This window comes from Shimazuella alba (assembly GCF_009831235.1).
Classification (GTDB): domain Bacteria; phylum Bacillota; class Bacilli; order Thermoactinomycetales; family Thermoactinomycetaceae; genus Shimazuella; species Shimazuella alba.
In genome coordinates, this window is the sequence record NZ_WUUL01000015.1 from 20,142 (window position 1) to 38,280 (window position 18,139).

Below are 18,139 nucleotides of genomic sequence, written 5' to 3' on the forward strand. Positions count from 1 at the left end.
CATTTTGAGTAAAAAACAGATCTGGTTAGTAATCGGTATTATGGCTACGATTGTTGTGTTTATTGTAGTTGGTAGCTATTTCTTTCATTCGTACCAAAACGGAAATTTAAATAGTGAGGATTTCTCCAATTCAAAGACAAGCTTCTCATCCCCTTCTTCCAATGGAAATATGCAAGAGAGCACAGGAAAAAGTTCAAGTACGAATCAAGTACTTACTAGTGACCATACAACAGAAAAAAAACAACAAATGGTTTACCATGCAGATATTCAAATCCAAGTTAACCAACTTCAAACAGCAAAAAAACAACTAGATCACATCGCTAAACAAACTTCGGCTTCCATGGTAAGTAGCTCCAATTCTGAAAAAGCTGATGAAAGATACATTCGTGTTACATATAATGTACCACAAAATCAATTCGAGACTTTTTTGGAACACAGTAAAAAGATATCAGATATTCCACCAGATATACAAATTGCAGGTGAAGATGTTAGTGAAGAGTTAGTTGACCTACAATCGCGGATAAAAGCAAAAAGAGCGATGGAAGCAAGGCTGATCGCCATGATGGACAAAGCTACCACTACAAGCGATCTATTGGATATTGAAAATACACTTGGTAATGTACAAGAACAATTAGAACAACTTACTGGCAGACAGAAGTATCTTCAACACCGTGTTGCTTTTTCTACCATTACAGTTGAAATAACTTCCTCTACCTATCAACCTTTACAAACCCAATATTCGTTTATCAACCAAGCTTCAAAAGAATTTTTAGACTCTTGTATCAATATGTGGATTGGTCTGCAACTATTTGCAATCTGGTTAGCACAAGCACTCCCATATTTGATACTTATAGGAATTATTTCGCTTGTTGCAATCCTTGTCCTTCGAAAAAAACGCAAATCGTAATATGCATAATCGCTCCTTTCTTGGTTACAGTAATGACTGTATACCATGAAGGGAGTTTTATTTCATGCAAATCTCATCAAAAGATCTCCAATACCTCGCTGATGAAATGTCTTGGGAACTGATCGCCTTCAAGAAATGTCATCATTTTGCAGGTGAAATTCAAGATCCGCAAATCAAAGCGGTGATCGATAAAATGGGAGCTATGCACCAGCAGCACTATCAAGCATTACTTCAATGTTTACAGTCTGCTACTGGTACAAATGGACAGCAATCCCAAATGCAATCCAATTCTTATATGCAATAAGGAGAATAGTCATATGCAAAATCAGCAACAAATGGGGCAACAACAATCAACTGGAGCTAACCAAATGCAAACTCCAGAAATGTCTGATCGAGATTTTATCAATGATATTTTAGCGACGGAAAAATATCTAACAAACAGCTATAATACGGCAGTAAATGAAGCTAGTACCGAAGAACTTTACCAACTTCAAATCAAACACTTGACCGATACGCATCAAGCTGGTAGAGAACTTTATAAAATCATGCAACAAAAAGGTTGGTATCAAATAGAACCAGCCGAAAGTCAAAAAATCAGTCAAAAAGCAACACAATTCGCAGGTTATTCCAGCCAATTTCCATATTGAGTTACAAAAGCGATTATCGAAGCATAATCGCTTTCTTTTTTGGATTTTATGGCTTCCTTTGTCAAGTCATGACTTCCTTTGTCATAGAGCAGGATAGACAGATCTAATGGTAGAAAAAGGTATTAACATCTTTTTATGGGAGGTAATTCTATCATGGATCAACAAGAGGTATTCTCCATCTCTACTCGAGAAGTAGCAGATCGATTGAAAGTAAATGCGCGATGCATACGAAAATGGATAGATATGTATGGTGAGTATGTAGGATATGACGTGAACGAAAAGGGCCATTACCTTCTATCGGAGGAAAGTTTAGAACGGTTAAAAGAAATTCAAGAACAATTGCAAATTCCAAACAAATCAATGCGCAAACTACGAGAAGAAATGATAGCAGAAGGCAAATTAACTCAGCCTACGGAGACATACTATAACCAACAAACTTTTGATGAAATGATTAGTTCCATGAATCAAATGGGGCACATGATGGAAGAGTTGTTTACACGTATGGAAAGAATGGAAGAACATCTCTATGGCATCTATGATTCCTTTGAAGACATGGAACAAAAAATGGGATTAGTGGCACAAGATGCAGTTTCTTCTGGCGAAGTCCATAAGATGTTCGATGAAATACGCAAAAAACAAGACCAGCTTAAAATTGAACTGCGAAATGTCCACTTTACACAGCGTTTAACATCTGCAACATCAGAACAAGGCTTACTGCCACGTCGTCAGAAAAAAAGTCGTTTTCTGTTCTTTTTCTAGTATACTAAGAGAATACTTACACCTTAGATAGGAGCTTTTTAAACATGGAAGAATTTGAGTTTTTGTATGATGATACCGAAGAAACAAAAACACGCTTTGTTAGTTTTGTCGGAAAAGAAAATCGCTATGATCTCGTTATTATGATGTCAGGTCGTTTTTATGGAAAACATTTGATCATGCACTTGCAGTCCAATAATTTTGCAATCATAGGTCCTGATGATTTAGAAGAAGAAGGATATCTAGAAGAAGCATACTCTTTGTCAGAAGCGGAAGCGGCTGAACTTCATTCTTTCTTACATACTCTTGTATAGTTGGGGGCACTTTAAAGATGAGGTGACCTAGTTATGGATGAAGAAAAAAAAGAGTACAAAGAATTGGATACGGTCATTGCATACCATTCCGAGATGGCTTTAGAAGAATTTCCCGAAGGCCCTTATGGCGCTGCACATAACGAAGAAAAGTTGGGTAAGAACTCTCCTTGGCTTCCAGGACAACATACTTCTGCGCGATTCACCTATGAAAACAGAAAATTACACGAAGGAATCGAACGCCAAATGCCTGGTAGTCATCCTACCCATGACGAAGTAGAAAGCTAGCCTGAGGTTAGCTTTTTTGGGTTGAATAAAAAATCACCCTCTCCTCCTTCAACTTTTGTAGGTTAGCAGGTTTTTTATGATAATTTCTTCAAAATAAAATATGCACATCCAAAATTACAATATTCGGATAGATATTCTTCTAAAAAACTGTATTTGGTCTCCCGTTCTGCTAACTCATGCGTATCTTCATAAAAACCTTTTAAGCGAAGCTGACCATAACCCCAATCACCAACAATATAGTCGTATTTTTCCAACAAATCCACATATCGTTTTCGGAAAGCATTTTGTTTCCAACCTTTGCGGTAACTTTTTATCAACTTGTATTGGTTCTCTTCAACTTGGAAGATATCCATTGTTCTCCGCTCCCTACACAGAAATGGAACTAGCCAAGTCATGGCTAGTTCTTTATATTCATATAAATATTTTTCTGCGGTTGCATGGTTTCCCATGCAACCTGAATACTAACTGTTTTTGCAAGCAGGACACCTACCGCTTACATTCCTTGGCTTATTCTTGCCAATGAGATCACCGAATGAAGCTTTGACACTATTATCATCCGACTGGTAACTATCTGCGAGAACTTGACCGTCTACGGTAACTGTCAGTATATTGTTTTCATCCTCTCGGATGCAAATAGGCTTACGCGTCTTCTGTGTAATAGTATGCACATGCCTATCAGCCATATTAACCCCAGAGTTGAATGGTTATTACAACACTATTATAAAGCTAATTGATTAAATTCACTAGTACCTACACTCTAGCTTCTGCAGATTTCACTTGCTCATGTGCATGGTAAGAACTGCGAACAAGCGGACCTGATTCTACATGGGAAAAGCCAAGCTCTAATCCAATCTCTTTCCATGTTGCAAATTCATCAGGAGTATAGTATTTTTCGATTTTCATATGTTTTTTAGTTGGTTGTAAATACTGACCAATTGTTACGATGTTTACATCATGTGCCTGTAAATCTTGCATCGCTTCAATCACTTCATCAAATGTTTCCCCAACTCCAACCATAATACTGGATTTGGTAGGTATTTCTGGTTGCATCTCTTTTGCCCTTTTTAGTAACTCCAAGGAGCGAGGGTATTTTGCTTTGGAACGGACGCGATCAGAGCGTCTTCTTACTGTCTCGATATTGTGATTTAAAATATCTGGTTTAGCGTCCATCACTAATTGGAGTGCCTCCCAGTTCCCTTGGAAATCAGGAATCAACACCTCTACGCTAGTGAGTGGGTTACGTTCCCGAATAGCTCGAATTGTTGCAGCAAAAATAGATGCCCCACCATCTTGTAGATCATCACGGGCAACAGAAGTCACCACTGCATGACGAACTCCCATTTGTTCCACGGCTTCTGCGACACGATCTGGCTCTTGTAAATCAAGCTCTGTTGGCAGTCCCGTTTTTACTGCACAAAACCGACATGCTCTTGTACAAATATCGCCAAGAATCATAAAGGTAGCTGTTCGATTTGCCCAGCACTCATATATATTAGGACAACGAGCTTCTTCACAAACGGTGTGTAAAGTTTTGCTTCGCATCATTTTTTTTAATTCTTGAAAGTTCTCACCTGTACTTAGTTTTACTTTTAACCACTCTGGTTTACGCTCTGTCATATTGATCACTCCCATCAGCATCTTCCCTATCTTACCACATTGTTGCCTAGAAAATTAGGAAGATACTTGTCCTCTATTGCGATAGATTAGATAAAGAAAATACGGTACACCGACCAATGCAGTAAATACACCTGCTGGAATTTCTCTTGGTGATATGAGTGTACGACCAATCAAATCAGCACCTACAACCATGATAGCACCAATGAGTGCTGCTACTGGTATAACATAACGATAATTATTCCCTACAAAACGCTTTGCAAGATGAGGTCCAATTAAACCAATGAAAGTTATGCCTCCTACAAAAGCAACAGCGGCACCTGTTAAACCTGTACAAAGTAACAATAGAATAAAGCGTTCTCGTTTTACGTTTACACCAAGACCGATAGCTGTATTATCCCCTAACTCATGAATAGTAAGGCTGCGAGCGTATAGGTACACAATCGGAATTAACACTGCTAACCAAGGTAGTAAAACAACCACTTCTTTCCATGTTGTACCGTAAATGCTTCCAGTTAACCACGTTTTTGCTTGAGTAGCTCGAAACAATGGACCTACAAGAACAATCAAATGTACAAAAGAATTCATCAACGTATAAAATCCAATACCAACAAGGATTAATCGTAAAGAAGAAACTCCTTGTTTCCAAGCAATCAAATAGATACACAATGCTACAATCGTAGATCCCAGAAACGCAAGCAAAGGTAAATAATGCAGGCTAATCGATAGTGAGTCCTTATTTGTACTAAATATCATAATGATAGAAACAGCTGCTACGGATGCACCTCCACTGATCCCCATCATCTCAGGGGTTGCTAACGAATTTCTAGTAATCGCTTGGAGAATACAACCTGCCACTGCTAAAGCCATACCTGCTAGTGCTGCAAGTATGATCCTAGGCAAACGTAATTGAAAGATAATCAAAGAATCAAAAGAACTACCTAATCCTAAAAAAGATTTTATTACCGTAAAAGGGGAAAGGGTTGCTTCTCCGACTCCTACACTTATCACCATAACCGCGAACAACACAATCGCAAGTATCATCCATATATAACGTTTCATAGACTTTGCCCCCACGATTTTCTGACGAGGTAGAGAAATATTGGTGCACCTATTACTGCTGTCATCACACCTACTGGTATGACTTGATCGATCATGATTGCTCTACTGATGATATCTGCAACTAAGAGTAGAACCGCTCCAAATAACGCTGCAAAAGGGATAATCAATCGATGATCTTGCCCTACCCACATTTTTGCTAAATGAGGAACTAATAATCCGACAAACGAAATAGGTCCAGCGATCGCTACGGAACTTCCCGCGAGCAAAACAACAACTAAACCTGCTAATAATTTATATATGGTGACAGGTAAACCTAAGCTTTTGGAAACCTCTTCACTGAGTGCCATCAGATTAAGCGAACGAGCGAGAAAGAAAGCCAAAACAACTCCTATTAGCATATATGGCAGGACAGGAGAAATATCTGATAATTTCCTTCCTTCCACAGATCCTGTTAACCAATACAACATCTGCTCCAAACTTCGCTCGTTGAGTACGAGAAAACCTTGAGTCATTGAACTAAATAGTGCTGCAATACTGGTCCCGGCCAATGTCAATTGTAGTGGAGAATGTCCGCGGCCAATAGAAAAAACGAAAAGAAAAGTTAAACCAGACCCAATGAAACTGACCCATATTAATTCACTGAGCGTCCAATTCGTAAATAGCGATAAGGACAAAACCATCATAAAACTAGCTCCGCCGTTTATTCCCAGCGTTGTTTCAGAGGCTAAAGGATTTCGAAAAATAACTTGTGTAATAGCACCAGCAACTGCTAAACTCGCGCCTACCATAACCGCAATTAACGTACGCGGGAGCCGATCTGTAAGAATAATCAATTGATTTACTGTTCCATGGTAATCTCGAAAGGTATCCAGTACCATTTCAACTGGAATATCCCTTGTCCCAACTAGTAAACTGAAGCACATTAAACATATAAGGAAGACTAAGCCTCCAAAAAAACCAAACCATTTCCCCATCTATCTCAACCTTTTCATTTACTTGATCCCTTTCTCAGTTTAAAAAAAGGATGGTTAATGGTCAATGATTTTCATTCTCAATAAGTCTTAATAATCTATCTATGAATAGTTTTTCACTTAATGAAATAAAATAAAATAAAAAACGAATAATAAATCACAAATATGTTGACGTATCTACTTATTTTAGATACATTTTATATGAGAATGATTATCACTATTAAGAAGGGAATCACCCACTTCATGCAAAAACTATTTACATCTATTATCATTATGTCATTGTTTATATTCGCTTTAGCTGGTTGTGCACCAGAAAAAACGCAGCCTGTATCTAATACCATCTCGATTACTCACGCGATGGGCACTACCAAAGTACCAACTGCTCCTAAACGTATCGTTGTGCTGACGAGTGAAGGAACAGAAGCTCTTTTGGCTCTCGGAATTAAACCCGTTGGTGCAGTTCAACCATATAACGGAACTCCTTGGTATCCTCATACAAGTAAACAATTACAAGGTGTGAAACTCTTAGGAATCGAAAGTGCTCCTAACCTAGAGGCAATTGCAAGTCTGAAACCAGATCTCATCATTGGAAACAAAATGCGTCAAGAAAAAGTATATAGCCAGCTTTCTGCTATTGCACCAACTGTCTTTGCTGAAGAGCTTCGTGGAGACTGGAGTGAAAATTTTCAACTATATGCGAAAGCAGTAAACAAAGAAGCAGAAGGAAAAAAAGTACTAGCTGCATATAACCAACATATTGAACAAACAAAGCAAGAATTAGGTGATTTATTGAGTAAAAAAGTGTCTGTTGTACGATTTATACCTGGGCAAACACGTCTTTATCAACTAAACAGTTTTACAGGAGTTATTTTTAAACAACTTGGTTTCCAAAGACCAGCAAATCAAATGAAAGAAGATCTCGCAACCCAAATAACACGAGAACAAATCCCGGAAGTTGATGCAGATATATTATTCTATTTGACCTACGATAAGCCAGACGACAAAGGTGGAACAAAACTCGAAAAAGAATTTACAAATGATCCGCTTTGGAAAAGCTTAAACGTCGTTCAACAAAAGCATGCTTTCCAAGTTGATGATATTATTTGGAATACAGCAGGTGGAATTTTAGCCGCAAATGAGATGCTTGATCAACTTGTGGAACTCTCCAAACAAATGAAATAATAAAAAAAACCGTTGGATGATAAAACCAACGGTTTTTTGTTTTCCAATATTCAACGAAATTATTTTTCATCTTTCAAGTAAAATTGCCTTGTTCAAAAAATTCCAATCCCAATGGTTTCTTTCATTTTTCAAAACAAGCTTAACCCACATGTATTGTTTAACATTCTTTTTTTCTCTTTGTGTTATCTTTTAGAATTAGGAACGCTATAACGTATTTTGTAGTAATGAGATGTCCTGCTTGGAACAAAATAAACCTATTCTTGATGAAAAAAGTGACTCTGAAAAAAGCACCTACAAGTGAATCAAGCCAGTCTGATATAAAAACAACGACGAATGATAGAAACCACTCAGAAGTACAAACAACTAGAAATGAAGCTGATCTTCCTAATACAAAAACAATAAATGAAACAAGTACTTCCGAAAGACAAAACAATGCAAAAAAAAAGTACAAGTATCTCTGAAGTTTTTAGGAATTATCATCACAACGATCCTAATTCCTGTTATTCTGTCAGCTTACCAAGATACCACTTCTAAATGGATAAAAAATCTATTTAGTAGAACGAATACAAATTCAGTTTCTGCTACTCTTAATTAAAAGAAATTACAATCAGATGAAGCTATTTTGATTAAATTAAATCAATTGTCTTATAATGGAAGAATTCCAAACTGCGAATTTCCGCTCGGAACGAGTGAAGACAACCTGTCTATAAATCTGATGTAGGTATAATTGAATATTGGGAATATAAACGCCATATGATTATAGGTATACACAAAAATCGCATTATCGATATTCGATATTTTAATCCAATACTGCAAAAAATAACTTTAGAGCAACTAAAAGATGCTGGTATACCAGATAAAGAATACGATCATATGAACTTAGATCAACATTTCGTCGTATACCATATGGGAAAATATAAACTTCGTATGGTCTTCCCCAAACCTACAGCAGATGTACCTTCTCCTAATCTGATCAGCGTCTCTCTGGTAGACATTAATTACGCTAGTTAATAACTTTATCCAATTAAAATAGACAGTGTTCACAGAACCTGTCCTTCTATGTATTTCTGTTTCCAAAACCCACGAAAAAGAAAAAATTCCATATTATTCCCTCCCGACTAGACGCTTTTATCCAAAATCTTCAATTATACTTCTAAGTTAGATCGATGTTGTACATAAACACAAGAATGCTTTTGCCATCCATCTTCCTTCGTTAAAAATGGGTATACTTGCAATTCTTTTTTTACAAACTAACAGCGAAAGGAGTTGACATATGCGTTATTTGTTATTTGTCTTGCTTTTATCTACTTATTTTCTTCCTAAGCAAACATTTGCTGAAAAACCTGAGATTCAACAGCTGTTTGAATCGATGGAGACATTAACAGGTGTACCATGGGAGTATCTAGCTGCGATTGATCGTTATGAATCAAATATCCATAAAGAAAAATTACAAAACAGATTAACCCATATTAAGGTTCCTTCTTATCTATGGGCTGGAGTAAGCAACCCCTATCCAGATGATGTATCTCTCGTTTCTATCCGCTACTTTGGAGGCATGGGTCTCGATGGAGATGGAGATGGCCGAGCTAGTGCAGCCAGTGATCGAGATGTGTTATATACGCTTTCCCGCTATCTCACTTCTCATGGACCATCTATTTCTCATATACGAGAGAGAATCTGGCAGTATTATCAACAGCCGATGGCTGTAGATGTGATCACACACATCGCAAAAATTTATGGCAAGTATAAGACAACAAAACTGGAAGGCAATGCATTTCCGATACAAAAAGGGTATATCTATACATACCGCAGTACTTGGGGCGATCGGCGGGGTTGGGGAGGACTACGCATCCATGAAGGTACCGACATATTTGCACATTATGGAACTCCTGTATTAAGCACCTGTTATGGATATATTGAATTAAAAGGATGGAATCGCTTTGGCGGATGGCGATTAGGAATTCGAGATGTCAACAACCGATACCATTACTTTGGGCATTTAAACGGCTTTGAAAAAGGAATAAAAAAAGGCGACATCGTTTATCCTGGTCAACGGATAGGTTATGTTGGTTCATCAGGATATGGACCTCCTGGAACTTCTGGTAAGTTTCCACCACATTTACATTATGGAGTCTACAAATTTAATGGTAAAAAAACTTATTCGTACGATCCCTTTTCCTTACTAAAAAAATGGGAAAGAGATGATAGAAAAAGAAAGTAAATGAATAACGCTTATAAACATTCATTATATAATAATGTCAACAAATGTCACCTGAACTTGGAAAAGGATCTAATGGATGATGAAAGCGTGAGTTCCCCCCCACGTCCTCCTGACAACCGTGGTTTGGGAAGGATGGTAGTTTGGCTTCATCCGAAATCAGAAAAGCAGAATACGTAAAGACCAGAGATGGTAAAAAGTTGCATGCAGATTGGACTGAGCCTCTACGTGTTCTTCGAGATATAGAAACGAATGAACCATATACCCATAATTCAATCCTCTTACAAGTTCATGGACCGACTGCCATATTCACAGTCGGTCCATTGATTATTTTTCTTCTTCTTTTTTCAACAGTGAATGATTCTTGGAGTAAGTAAAATAAACAATGATTCCTAATAAAATCCAAATGCCAAAAAATAACCAAGTTGTCCGATCCAACAGCAACATGAGATATCCACAACTAACAATCGCTAAAATAGGAATCAAAGGTACAAACGGCGTACGAAACTTTCTTGGTAGATTTGGCTCTGTTTTCCGCAGCACCAATACCGCAATAGCAACCGATACAAACGCTGCCAAGGTTCCAATATTTACAAGCGTAGCTATTTTATTTAATGGAACTAATCCACCAATTAAGCCCGAGACAATCCCACAAAACCAAGTTACCCGAGTAGGTACTTGCGTTTTTTTATTTACTTTCGACAGTGCTTTAGGAAATAATCCATCTCTGGAAATAGATAAGATAACGCGAGTTAAACCATACAACATTACCAAGATAACGGTCATCATTCCTAAAACCGAACCGATAGTGACTAAGATGATAAGCCAACTCAGACCTGTTGCTTGCAAAGCATAAGCTACGGAACGATCTTCATGCCCGACAAAGCTTTCAGAAGGCACTAAACCAGTAATAATCAGAGTAATTAAAATATATAGTCCAGTACAAATAAGCAAGGAATAGATGATTCCTCTAGGTAAATCTTTCGCAGGATTTTTGGTCTCCTCTGCTGCTGTACTCACAGCGTCAAATCCTAAATATGCAAAGAAAACAAGTGCTGCAGCACTAAATACATTACCCCATCCGTGAGGCATAAATGGTTGCCATTTGGAAGGATCAATATAAAAGACACCAACAGCAATAATGAGTACAATAACGACTACTTTAATGGTTACCATTACATTATTTAATCGTTTTGATTCTTTGACACCCAATGAGAGCAGCAACGTGATTACCATGACAATGAAGAAAGCCGGTAAATTGAATACAGTTGTAACACCTTCAACCGAACCTGGTGCTCCTGTCAAAAAAGCTGGTATATGCACTCCAACACTTTCTAAAAAAGCTTGTGCATATCCTGACCATCCGGTAGATACAGCGCTTACAGCGAGCAAATACTCTGAAATCAAATCCCATCCAATGAGAAAAGCAAAAAACTCACCAAGTGTTGCATAGGAATAGGTATATGCTGAACCGGACACTGGCACGGTAGAAGCAAATTCAGCATAGGTAAGAGCTGCAAACAAACACGCTAAGCCTGCGATGATAAATGAAAGAATAACAGAAGGCCCTGCCATTATCGCTCCAGTGCCGGATAGTACAAATATGCCTGTACCCACCACTGCTCCCACGCCAAGCAACGTTAAATCCCAAGTACCTAGGTCTCGCTTTAAATCTGTATGTGATTGCTTCGCAATCATCTCATGAACATTCTTTTTACGGAATAAACTCATTCTCATCCCCCAGTCTTTAAATTCAGAATTAAAAAACAATTACTTTTGTCAAGGTATTGTCATTATATCGAAACTGGGACTACTTTTGGAAGGGAAATGGAAAATAAACTATTCTTATGAATATAATTTATTTTAAAATAATATAAAACAAAATAAAAATCCCCCCTTTTTTTCAGGGGTGATTTTTATTTATTACTATTTAACGACCTAGAGCTTTTAAAATTTCATCAGGTTTTAAACCTTGAATCTTTTTTTTACCAATAACTGTTACAGGTACTCCCAGAAAACCCATTGCTTTCACTTCTGCTATCCGTTCTTCATTATGCCCACAATCTCTTAATTCATAAGAGATATCATGATCATCTAGAAATTGTTTCAGTATATTACATTCAATACAATGTGGCTTTGTATAAACAATCACTTCCATAGAAACTGCCTCCTGTCTCATATATAATAAGCTTATAGTTTTTTAAAACTATCATATAGGAGATTACAATTATATGCATCTTAATTTACGGTCTTTTCTAAAGCAACTTCGCCAAGAGGGTGAATTACATACCATTTCCGCCCCTGTGGACCCCTATTTAGAACTCGCTGAAATTCATCGCAGAGTTATAGATGAAGGTGGACCTGCACTTCTCTTTACCAATGTAAAGGGAAGTGAATTTCCAGTAGTTACGAATTTATTCGGGACAAGCAGACGAGTGGAATTAGCCTTTGGTCCAAGACCAGAACAATTGATGAAAGAAGCAGTACAGTTAGTTCATCGATTAATGCCACCAACCTTAGGTGCTCTCTGGGGAGAAAAAAAATGGCTTCGAGAACTGATGAAAGTTGGATTTCGTTCCATTAAGCCCGAAAAAGCACCTGTATTAGAAACAAAACAAGCGAAAGTCGATTTGACAAAACTCCCTGCCCTCACTTCTTGGCAAGAAGACGGTGGTCCCTTTGTTACGCTTCCACTTGTTTATACCCAGCATCCCGTCACACATCAACATAATTTAGGCATGTACCGCATGCAAATATTCGATGCTTCGACTACAGGGATGCACTGGCAAATTCACAAAGGCGGCGGTTTTCATTACCATGAAGCAGAAAAAGCAAATAATCCACTTCCTGTGCATGTCTTCTTAGGAGGTCCACCTGCACTTATTGCATCCGCAATAGCACCAGCACCTGAAGTTTTACCAGAGTTGCTACTTACTTCTTTGATCCTTGGTAACAAACTACCAGTTGTAACAGATGAGGAAACAGGTTATCACATCGTATCAGAAGCAGAATTTTTATTAAAAGGAACAGTAGCACCTCATGACAGAAAGATGGAAGGACCCTTTGGCGATCACTATGGATACTACTCATTAGCACATCCATTTCCTATCTTTCAAGTGAATCAAATTTATCATCGAAAAGATGCGATCTACCCTGCTACGATAGTTGGGAAACCTCGACAAGAAGATTATTTCTTAGGAGAATTTTTACAAAAATTACTATCTCCTGCGTTTCCTATGGTGATGCCAGGTGTAAAAGAGTTATGGACATATGCCGAAACTGGATTTCATGCATTAGCTGCTGCTCGTGTTCGAGAAAGCTATAGACGCGAGGCTTTGGCACATGCATTCCGTATATTAGGCGAAGGCCAACTAACGCTCACCAAATTTTTAATGATTACCGATCAGGCTGTAAGCCTAGAAAACTTCCCAGCTCTATTCACTGCTATCTTAGAGCGTTTTGACCCGGCATGCGATCTTTTGATTTTAGGCAATACATCTATGGATACACTGGATTACACAGGTCGTAGGTTAAATCATGGTAGCAAAGCTATTTTACTTGGAATTGGAGAGCAAAAAAGAGAGCTTCCTCGTGGTTATGAAGGTACAGCACTCCATGGTATATCCCATATTGTTTCTTATATCCCAGGAGTCTTAGTTTTAGAGGCGAAAAAAAGCTTTGCATTAAATCCCCATCTTGCAGAAGAATTGTTAGAATCTCATGCAGATCAGCTAAAAAATTGGCCATTCGTCTTTTTAGTAGATGATAAAAAAGCGGTAGAGGATCAAACATCCTTCTTATGGACCATTTTCACACGCTTTGATCCCGCTTATGATATCTATGCAAAAATGAAACTTGTTCAACACAGCCCTAGTTATGAGTTTCCTATTATTGTGGATGCAAGAATGAAACCAGATTATCCGGATGAACTTGAAGTTGATCCAAAAGTTAAAAATACGGTTGATTCCCGATGGAAAGAATATAATATTACTTAGAAAAAGTGCTCAACTAGCACTTTTTTATTTTACAGGAGGAACTGGCATTTGTTTTACAGTGCCTTGATCATTATAAAAATAATAGTTGGGAACTTTCCCCACCACTAGAGCTTGTGCTATTGGATAATCTACCTCTACATGTAATAGTTCTTCTGTAAAGGGTATAATCAAGTCCATTTCTGTTTTTATTTTTGCTATGAGGGTAACCATCACCATATTGATACCTTGTGATTCTAACTTTGGAACGAGACTCACTTTCACGGTTCCTTTCGGCCATAAATTGACGGATAGCGGAGGCCCATAATTAGCAAATATATTACTATCAAGTGCTTGCCCTAAGCTGATTTCAATTGGTTTATCTTTCAGATGCTTCAGCGACTCTTGAATTTTATTAGTAGTATTTTGATAAATCTTTGCTTGCACCTGCGGATTTATTTGTATAAACGAAATATTTCCTTGATCATCTTTCTGAATACTCATTACTTGATTTAGCTGATTACCCATTTTCACTTGTTCTTCAATACCTTCGACAATTGCCTCTTGTGCCAAACGTTTTGCTTCTGTCTTAGCAATCTGTACTAGAATTGGGTGTACATTGCGATCAACCAGCCAAATAGACACAAAAAGAAGAGCAAAAACACAAAAACAAACGATATATATTTTTGATTTTTTTCTCATGCGATAGCGAAACATGAATAACTCACCCCTAAACATCCTTCCTAAGAAAAGGAATTGACACAAACACAAAGAAAGCTGAAACTAGTAAAGTAGTTTGACGATACATTGTTTTTTGTTTTAAACAGCTTATTCATGGAAGTACAAAAGTATGGCATGTTAGGGGGATAAATATGAAACAGTATTTAGATTTACTGCAACATATATTAGAAAATGGAGAAAAGAGAGAGGATCGTACAGGTACAGGTACAATTAGTGTATTTGGACATCAGATGCGATTTTCACTTGAACAGGGATTTCCACTTATTACAACAAAAAAAGTACATCTGCGATCTATCATTTACGAACTATTGTGGTTTTTACGTGGAGAAACCAATATTAAATATTTAGTAGACAATCAAGTATCCATCTGGAATGAATGGGCCGATGAACAGGGGGAGCTTGGGCCTGTCTATGGAAAACAATGGCGTTCTTTTCCCAGTACAAACGGAAAGTCAATCGATCAAATCAGTTGGGTTATTGATGAAATAAAAAAAAATCCAACCTCTAGAAGATTAATTGTGAGCGCATGGAATCCAGGAGAACTAGACAAAATGGCGCTTCCTCCCTGCCATCTACTCTTTCAATTTTATGTTTCGGATGGAAAGCTATCTTGCCAACTCTATCAACGCAGTGCAGACACTTTTTTAGGTGTTCCATTTAACATTGCTAGTTATGCTTTGCTCACTCATATGGTTGCTCAAGTTACTGGACTTGGAGTAGGAGATTTTGTTCATACTTTAGGAGATGCACATATTTACCTAAATCATTTGGAGCAAGTAAAAGAACAATTGAAGAGAAAACCTTTTCCCCTTCCTAAAATCAAATTAAATCCAGAAATAAGTTCCATATTTGATTTTAAATATGAGGATATATCCATCATTAACTATGAAGCACACCCTCATATTAAAGGAGAAGTATCTGTATGATTTCTTTAATCGTTGCATACGATGAAAATCGAGTAATCGGTTATCAAAATGAATTACCGTGGTATCTTCCAAATGATCTGAAACATTTTAAAACCATTACAACTGGAAAAACAATCGCAATGGGCAGATCAACCTATGAATCCATCGGAAGACCATTGCCAAATCGAAAAAATATCGTACTGACACATTCTAGAACATTCCATGCAGATCAGGTAGAAGTAGTACATCATTTAGAAGACATTTTGCAACGAGAGGAAGTCATCATAATCGGGGGAGCTTCCGTCTATAAACAATTTCTACCATATGCAGATCACTTATACATCACGGTAATTCACCATGCATTCAGAGGGGATACTTATTTCCCCGAATGGGATGAAGAAAAGTATCGTTTGCTTACACAAGAAAAAGGGATAGAAAATGAAAAAAATGTCTACCCCCATACTTTTTATCATTACCAAAAGGCATCCGCAAAATTTTAGGATCATCGATCCCAATTCGGGAGAAAACGTCGCTTTTCTCCCATTTCTTCTTCATAATCAGTAGCATCTTTTAGTGCATATTCTTCCATCGGAATTCGAATCAATACCATTGTCAGGGTATTCATAAATGTGACCATAGCAGCTGTTAAATATGCTCCAAATATGACTGGAAAAACAAGCAACTCAATTGCTACTACAACATAATTAGGATGTCTCAAATATTGATATGGACCTTCCACTTTTGGCTTATGCCCCGGAACGACCCAGATGCGAGTATTCCAATACTTCCCTAATGATTTAATGCACCAATAACGTAATACTTGTGTTATTCCAAACAGAAGAAAAGGTGCCCAAGCCCATGTTGGGGGTTTTGCGCGAAAAAACAGTACTTCTGCCCAAATTCCTACAAAAAGTAGTGTATGAATAAAAAGAATCAACTTGTAATGTTCTTGACCAACTTCATAACCACCTTGACTTGCCATCCAATTACTATTTTGTTTTGAAATAGCTAGTTCTGCAATTCTTTGCACCACTACAATCCACCATAAGAGAATCATCCAAGATGACATCTTCTATCCTCCTTTATTCCAATTTAAAAGCAATAACTCTGAACTAAAACCTGGTCCTAGAGCGGTCATCAATCCATATCCTCTCGTAGGCTCAGTTTGTAATACTTGTTGTAAAACAAAGAGCACTGTCACAGATGACATGTTGCCAAACTTCTGTAAAATATCATAAGCAAATGAGAATTTCCCCTTTGAAACTTTTAACGCAGATTCATATGCTTCTAAAACCTTTACCCCTCCAGGATGCGAAACCATATAATCAATTTGATCGATAGTTAGTTTACATCTGTCCAAAAAAGTATCCACTACTTCTTTCACTTGCCGTTGAACGATTTTTGGAATATCACGTGAAAAAATAACTTTCAAACCGTCTTCTACTACTTCCCAGCCCATTACATCTAACGAATTTGGCCAGATGGTGCTCATGCTGTCGATTACGCTTGGTGCATGGCCGGTTAAGCTCACTTCATCACCTGCGATCAAAACAGCCGCTGCACCATCTCCAAATAAAGAAGTCGCCACAAAGTTACTTTTCGTAAGATCCTGCGGACGAAAAGTTAAGCTGCATAATTCGACTGCGACAAATAGCACTCGAGAATCAGGAAATGCTTTGGTATACTCATAAGCTCTTGAAAGACCTGCTACACCACCTGCACAGCCTAGTCCCCAAATAGGAGTGCGCTTAATATGTTTTCTCATTCCCAGTTGGTTTATTAAGTACGCATCTATACTAGGAGTAGCAAGTCCTGTTGTAGAAACGAAAAAAATATGATCAATGTCTTTTTGATTGATATTTGCTTGTTCTAAACATGACCTTACTGCATCTTCGGCAAGTTTACATGCCGTCTCTACATATATTTGGTTTCTTTGTGTAAATGTATGCTCATTACGAAACCAATCAACTTCGCAACTAATGTATCGTTTATCAATGGCAGTGTTGTCAAAGATATTCATTAATTTTTCTGTTTGAGGATAAGAGATAGGAAATAGTTGTTGAGCAAATGTTTTCGCGTCTGATTGAGACAAAACATATGGCGGCACTGCTGTTCCAACTGCAACAATTTTGGACACTACAATGAACCCCTTTTGCTTTTTTCCTAGCTTATCCATTTCTTTATAAAAAAATAGCCTATCCGAAGATAGACTTTTGTTTCTGATACATATATCTGATAGGTACAAACTTTCAAGCCGTTTTATCTGGTAAATCTTATAACAAGATATCGCAAACCACCAATAATCACACCTACTAGTATTTGAAAGTAAATTGACTGATTTGGTATTAAGTTATTCAATATAAAGATGGTGATAACTCCCCAAGCAATCGAACGAACAGCGGTAGGCCAAATATAAACGATCACGATTAACAATAGAAAGGTAACTACTGCTGTTCCAGAGTTGCCTAGCGCAATTCCTGCAACAAAGCTAAGAATGATGATCTCAATAAAAGGTAAGACCGAACGGGAAAACCCACGGAGCGTTTTGAACACCTTTTCTCCCCCC

The 18,139-nt window shown here is 37.6% G+C and carries 23 protein-coding genes; 12 read left to right on the top strand and 11 right to left on the bottom strand.

Features of this window, described 5'->3' with window-relative positions; all coding sequences use genetic code 11:
• Positions 1-4: 4 nt before the first annotated feature.
• The 6 genes from GSM42_RS17585 to GSM42_RS17610 all read left to right on the top strand — a co-directional run bounded on the left by GSM42_RS17585 (position 5) and on the right by GSM42_RS17610 (position 2,909).
• Positions 5-907 carry a DUF4349 domain-containing protein gene (locus GSM42_RS17585; RefSeq protein ID WP_160802851.1) on the top strand — a complete coding sequence of 301 codons (903 nt, stop codon included), beginning with the start codon at positions 5-7 and terminating at the stop codon, positions 905-907.
• A gap of 64 nt (positions 908-971) precedes the next feature.
• Positions 972-1,211, top strand: coding sequence for a hypothetical protein (locus GSM42_RS17590; protein WP_160802852.1), 240 nt, complete (start codon positions 972-974; stop codon positions 1,209-1,211).
• 13 nt (positions 1,212-1,224) lie between these two features.
• Positions 1,225-1,554, top strand: coding sequence for a spore coat protein (locus GSM42_RS17595; RefSeq protein ID WP_160802853.1), 330 nt, complete (start codon positions 1,225-1,227; stop codon positions 1,552-1,554).
• 153 nt (positions 1,555-1,707) lie between these two features.
• The gene (locus GSM42_RS17600) at positions 1,708-2,313 is read left to right on the top strand and encodes a MerR family transcriptional regulator (protein ID WP_160802854.1); all 606 of its coding nucleotides are present in this window, start codon (positions 1,708-1,710) and stop codon (positions 2,311-2,313) included.
• A gap of 44 nt (positions 2,314-2,357) precedes the next feature.
• Positions 2,358-2,624 carry a DUF3055 domain-containing protein gene (locus tag GSM42_RS17605; protein WP_160802855.1) on the top strand — a complete coding sequence of 89 codons (267 nt, stop codon included), beginning with the start codon at positions 2,358-2,360 and terminating at the stop codon, positions 2,622-2,624.
• A 33-nt stretch (positions 2,625-2,657) separates the two neighbouring features.
• The gene (locus tag GSM42_RS17610) at positions 2,658-2,909 is read left to right on the top strand and encodes a hypothetical protein (protein WP_160802856.1); all 252 of its coding nucleotides are present in this window, start codon (positions 2,658-2,660) and stop codon (positions 2,907-2,909) included.
• A gap of 74 nt (positions 2,910-2,983) precedes the next feature.
• On the opposite strand, the gene GSM42_RS17615 is transcribed toward GSM42_RS17610, so the two are convergent.
• The 5 genes from GSM42_RS17615 to GSM42_RS17635 all read right to left on the bottom strand — a co-directional run bounded on the left by GSM42_RS17615 (position 2,984) and on the right by GSM42_RS17635 (position 6,559).
• Positions 2,984-3,262 (bottom strand): YutD family protein, encoded by a 279-nt coding sequence (locus tag GSM42_RS17615; RefSeq protein ID WP_160802857.1) that lies wholly within the window; start codon positions 3,260-3,262, stop codon positions 2,984-2,986.
• 108 nt (positions 3,263-3,370) lie between these two features.
• Positions 3,371-3,592, bottom strand: a complete 222-nt coding sequence (locus tag GSM42_RS17620; protein ID WP_160802858.1) for a hypothetical protein — start codon at positions 3,590-3,592, stop codon at positions 3,371-3,373.
• 67 nt (positions 3,593-3,659) lie between these two features.
• A complete protein-coding gene (gene lipA / locus GSM42_RS17625; protein ID WP_160802859.1) occupies positions 3,660-4,526 on the bottom strand; it encodes a lipoyl synthase in 867 nt (288 codons plus the stop codon).
• A gap of 54 nt (positions 4,527-4,580) precedes the next feature.
• Entirely contained in the window at positions 4,581-5,585 is a 1,005-nt protein-coding gene (locus GSM42_RS17630) for a FecCD family ABC transporter permease (protein WP_160802860.1), read from the bottom strand.
• Positions 5,582-6,559, bottom strand: a complete 978-nt coding sequence (locus GSM42_RS17635; protein ID WP_160802861.1) for a FecCD family ABC transporter permease — start codon at positions 6,557-6,559, stop codon at positions 5,582-5,584. The genes GSM42_RS17630 and GSM42_RS17635 overlap by 4 nt, the downstream gene beginning before the upstream one ends.
• Before the next feature lie 240 nt (positions 6,560-6,799).
• Here GSM42_RS17635 and GSM42_RS17640 point away from each other — a divergent pair, with 240 nt between their 5' ends.
• The 3 genes from GSM42_RS17640 (at position 6,800) to GSM42_RS17650 (ending at position 9,959) form a co-directional block, all read left to right on the top strand.
• Positions 6,800-7,738, top strand: a complete 939-nt coding sequence (locus GSM42_RS17640; RefSeq protein WP_160802862.1) for an ABC transporter substrate-binding protein — start codon at positions 6,800-6,802, stop codon at positions 7,736-7,738.
• A 726-nt stretch (positions 7,739-8,464) separates the two neighbouring features.
• Entirely contained in the window at positions 8,465-8,749 is a 285-nt protein-coding gene (locus tag GSM42_RS17645) for a DUF4309 domain-containing protein (protein ID WP_338055334.1), read from the top strand.
• 262 nt (positions 8,750-9,011) lie between these two features.
• Positions 9,012-9,959, top strand: a complete 948-nt coding sequence (locus GSM42_RS17650; RefSeq protein WP_160802864.1) for a M23 family metallopeptidase — start codon at positions 9,012-9,014, stop codon at positions 9,957-9,959.
• Between the two features lie 324 nt (positions 9,960-10,283).
• Here GSM42_RS17650 and GSM42_RS17655 read toward each other — a convergent pair whose 3' ends face one another.
• Together GSM42_RS17655 and GSM42_RS17660 are read right to left on the bottom strand one after the other, a co-directional pair.
• On the bottom strand, positions 10,284-11,693 hold the full coding sequence (locus tag GSM42_RS17655; RefSeq protein WP_160802865.1) for a branched-chain amino acid transporter BcaP: 1,410 nt from the start codon (positions 11,691-11,693) through the stop codon (positions 10,284-10,286).
• A 193-nt stretch (positions 11,694-11,886) separates the two neighbouring features.
• Complete coding sequence (locus GSM42_RS17660) at positions 11,887-12,114, bottom strand: glutaredoxin family protein (protein WP_160802866.1); 228 nt, start codon at positions 12,112-12,114, stop codon at positions 11,887-11,889.
• A gap of 73 nt (positions 12,115-12,187) precedes the next feature.
• Between GSM42_RS17660 and GSM42_RS17665 the strand changes: the two genes are divergently transcribed.
• Positions 12,188-13,951, top strand: a complete 1,764-nt coding sequence (locus GSM42_RS17665) for a menaquinone biosynthesis decarboxylase (RefSeq protein WP_160802867.1) — start codon at positions 12,188-12,190, stop codon at positions 13,949-13,951.
• A gap of 24 nt (positions 13,952-13,975) precedes the next feature.
• Here the strand turns inward: GSM42_RS17665 and yunB are convergent, their stop codons facing one another.
• The gene (gene yunB / locus GSM42_RS17670) at positions 13,976-14,644 is read right to left on the bottom strand and encodes a sporulation protein YunB (protein WP_160802868.1); all 669 of its coding nucleotides are present in this window, start codon (positions 14,642-14,644) and stop codon (positions 13,976-13,978) included.
• A 155-nt stretch (positions 14,645-14,799) separates the two neighbouring features.
• On the opposite strand from yunB, the gene GSM42_RS17675 reads away from it, so the two are divergent.
• Complete coding sequence (locus GSM42_RS17675) at positions 14,800-15,594, top strand: thymidylate synthase (protein WP_160802869.1); 795 nt, start codon at positions 14,800-14,802, stop codon at positions 15,592-15,594.
• On the top strand, positions 15,591-16,073 hold the full coding sequence (locus GSM42_RS17680; protein WP_160802870.1) for a dihydrofolate reductase: 483 nt from the start codon (positions 15,591-15,593) through the stop codon (positions 16,071-16,073). Before GSM42_RS17675 ends, GSM42_RS17680 begins: the two co-directional genes overlap by 4 nt.
• 2 nt (positions 16,074-16,075) lie before the next feature.
• Here GSM42_RS17680 and GSM42_RS17685 read toward each other — a convergent pair whose 3' ends face one another.
• The 3 genes from GSM42_RS17685 to GSM42_RS17695 all read right to left on the bottom strand — a co-directional run bounded on the left by GSM42_RS17685 (position 16,076) and on the right by GSM42_RS17695 (position 18,126).
• Positions 16,076-16,642, bottom strand: a complete 567-nt coding sequence (locus GSM42_RS17685; RefSeq protein ID WP_160802871.1) for an isoprenylcysteine carboxyl methyltransferase family protein — start codon at positions 16,640-16,642, stop codon at positions 16,076-16,078.
• A 3-nt stretch (positions 16,643-16,645) separates the two neighbouring features.
• Positions 16,646-17,710 carry a type III polyketide synthase gene (locus tag GSM42_RS17690; protein WP_338055333.1) on the bottom strand — a complete coding sequence of 355 codons (1,065 nt, stop codon included), beginning with the start codon at positions 17,708-17,710 and terminating at the stop codon, positions 16,646-16,648.
• A 122-nt stretch (positions 17,711-17,832) separates the two neighbouring features.
• Positions 17,833-18,126 carry a hypothetical protein gene (locus GSM42_RS17695; protein WP_160802873.1) on the bottom strand — a complete coding sequence of 98 codons (294 nt, stop codon included), beginning with the start codon at positions 18,124-18,126 and terminating at the stop codon, positions 17,833-17,835.
• Between the last annotated feature and the right edge of the window lie 13 nt (positions 18,127-18,139).

What these genes read in the sequence shown, in the direction of transcription:
- GSM42_RS17595 (WP_160802853.1), top strand. Translation starts at nt 1,225, where the DNA reads ATGCAAAATCAGCAACAAATGGGGCAACAACAATCAACTGGAGCTAAC.
- yunB (WP_160802868.1), bottom strand. Translation starts at nt 14,644, where the DNA reads ATGTTTCGCTATCGCATGAGAAAAAAATCAAAAATATATATCGTTTGT.
- GSM42_RS17630 (WP_160802860.1), bottom strand. Translation starts at nt 5,585, where the DNA reads ATGAAACGTTATATATGGATGATACTTGCGATTGTGTTGTTCGCGGTT.
- GSM42_RS17675 (WP_160802869.1), top strand. Translation starts at nt 14,800, where the DNA reads ATGAAACAGTATTTAGATTTACTGCAACATATATTAGAAAATGGAGAA.
- lipA (WP_160802859.1), bottom strand. Translation starts at nt 4,526, where the DNA reads ATGACAGAGCGTAAACCAGAGTGGTTAAAAGTAAAACTAAGTACAGGT.
- GSM42_RS17665 (WP_160802867.1), top strand. Translation starts at nt 12,188, where the DNA reads ATGCATCTTAATTTACGGTCTTTTCTAAAGCAACTTCGCCAAGAGGGT.
- GSM42_RS17635 (WP_160802861.1), bottom strand. Translation starts at nt 6,559, where the DNA reads ATGGGGAAATGGTTTGGTTTTTTTGGAGGCTTAGTCTTCCTTATATGT.
- GSM42_RS17610 (WP_160802856.1), top strand. Translation starts at nt 2,658, where the DNA reads ATGGATGAAGAAAAAAAAGAGTACAAAGAATTGGATACGGTCATTGCA.
- GSM42_RS17600 (WP_160802854.1), top strand. Translation starts at nt 1,708, where the DNA reads ATGGATCAACAAGAGGTATTCTCCATCTCTACTCGAGAAGTAGCAGAT.
- GSM42_RS17660 (WP_160802866.1), bottom strand. Translation starts at nt 12,114, where the DNA reads ATGGAAGTGATTGTTTATACAAAGCCACATTGTATTGAATGTAATATA.
- GSM42_RS17605 (WP_160802855.1), top strand. Translation starts at nt 2,358, where the DNA reads ATGGAAGAATTTGAGTTTTTGTATGATGATACCGAAGAAACAAAAACA.
- GSM42_RS17640 (WP_160802862.1), top strand. Translation starts at nt 6,800, where the DNA reads ATGCAAAAACTATTTACATCTATTATCATTATGTCATTGTTTATATTC.
- GSM42_RS17685 (WP_160802871.1), bottom strand. Translation starts at nt 16,642, where the DNA reads ATGTCATCTTGGATGATTCTCTTATGGTGGATTGTAGTGGTGCAAAGA.
- GSM42_RS17680 (WP_160802870.1), top strand. Translation starts at nt 15,591, where the DNA reads ATGATTTCTTTAATCGTTGCATACGATGAAAATCGAGTAATCGGTTAT.
- GSM42_RS17655 (WP_160802865.1), bottom strand. Translation starts at nt 11,693, where the DNA reads ATGAGAATGAGTTTATTCCGTAAAAAGAATGTTCATGAGATGATTGCG.
- GSM42_RS17620 (WP_160802858.1), bottom strand. Translation starts at nt 3,592, where the DNA reads ATGGCTGATAGGCATGTGCATACTATTACACAGAAGACGCGTAAGCCT.
- GSM42_RS17615 (WP_160802857.1), bottom strand. Translation starts at nt 3,262, where the DNA reads ATGGATATCTTCCAAGTTGAAGAGAACCAATACAAGTTGATAAAAAGT.
- GSM42_RS17590 (WP_160802852.1), top strand. Translation starts at nt 972, where the DNA reads ATGCAAATCTCATCAAAAGATCTCCAATACCTCGCTGATGAAATGTCT.
- GSM42_RS17650 (WP_160802864.1), top strand. Translation starts at nt 9,012, where the DNA reads ATGCGTTATTTGTTATTTGTCTTGCTTTTATCTACTTATTTTCTTCCT.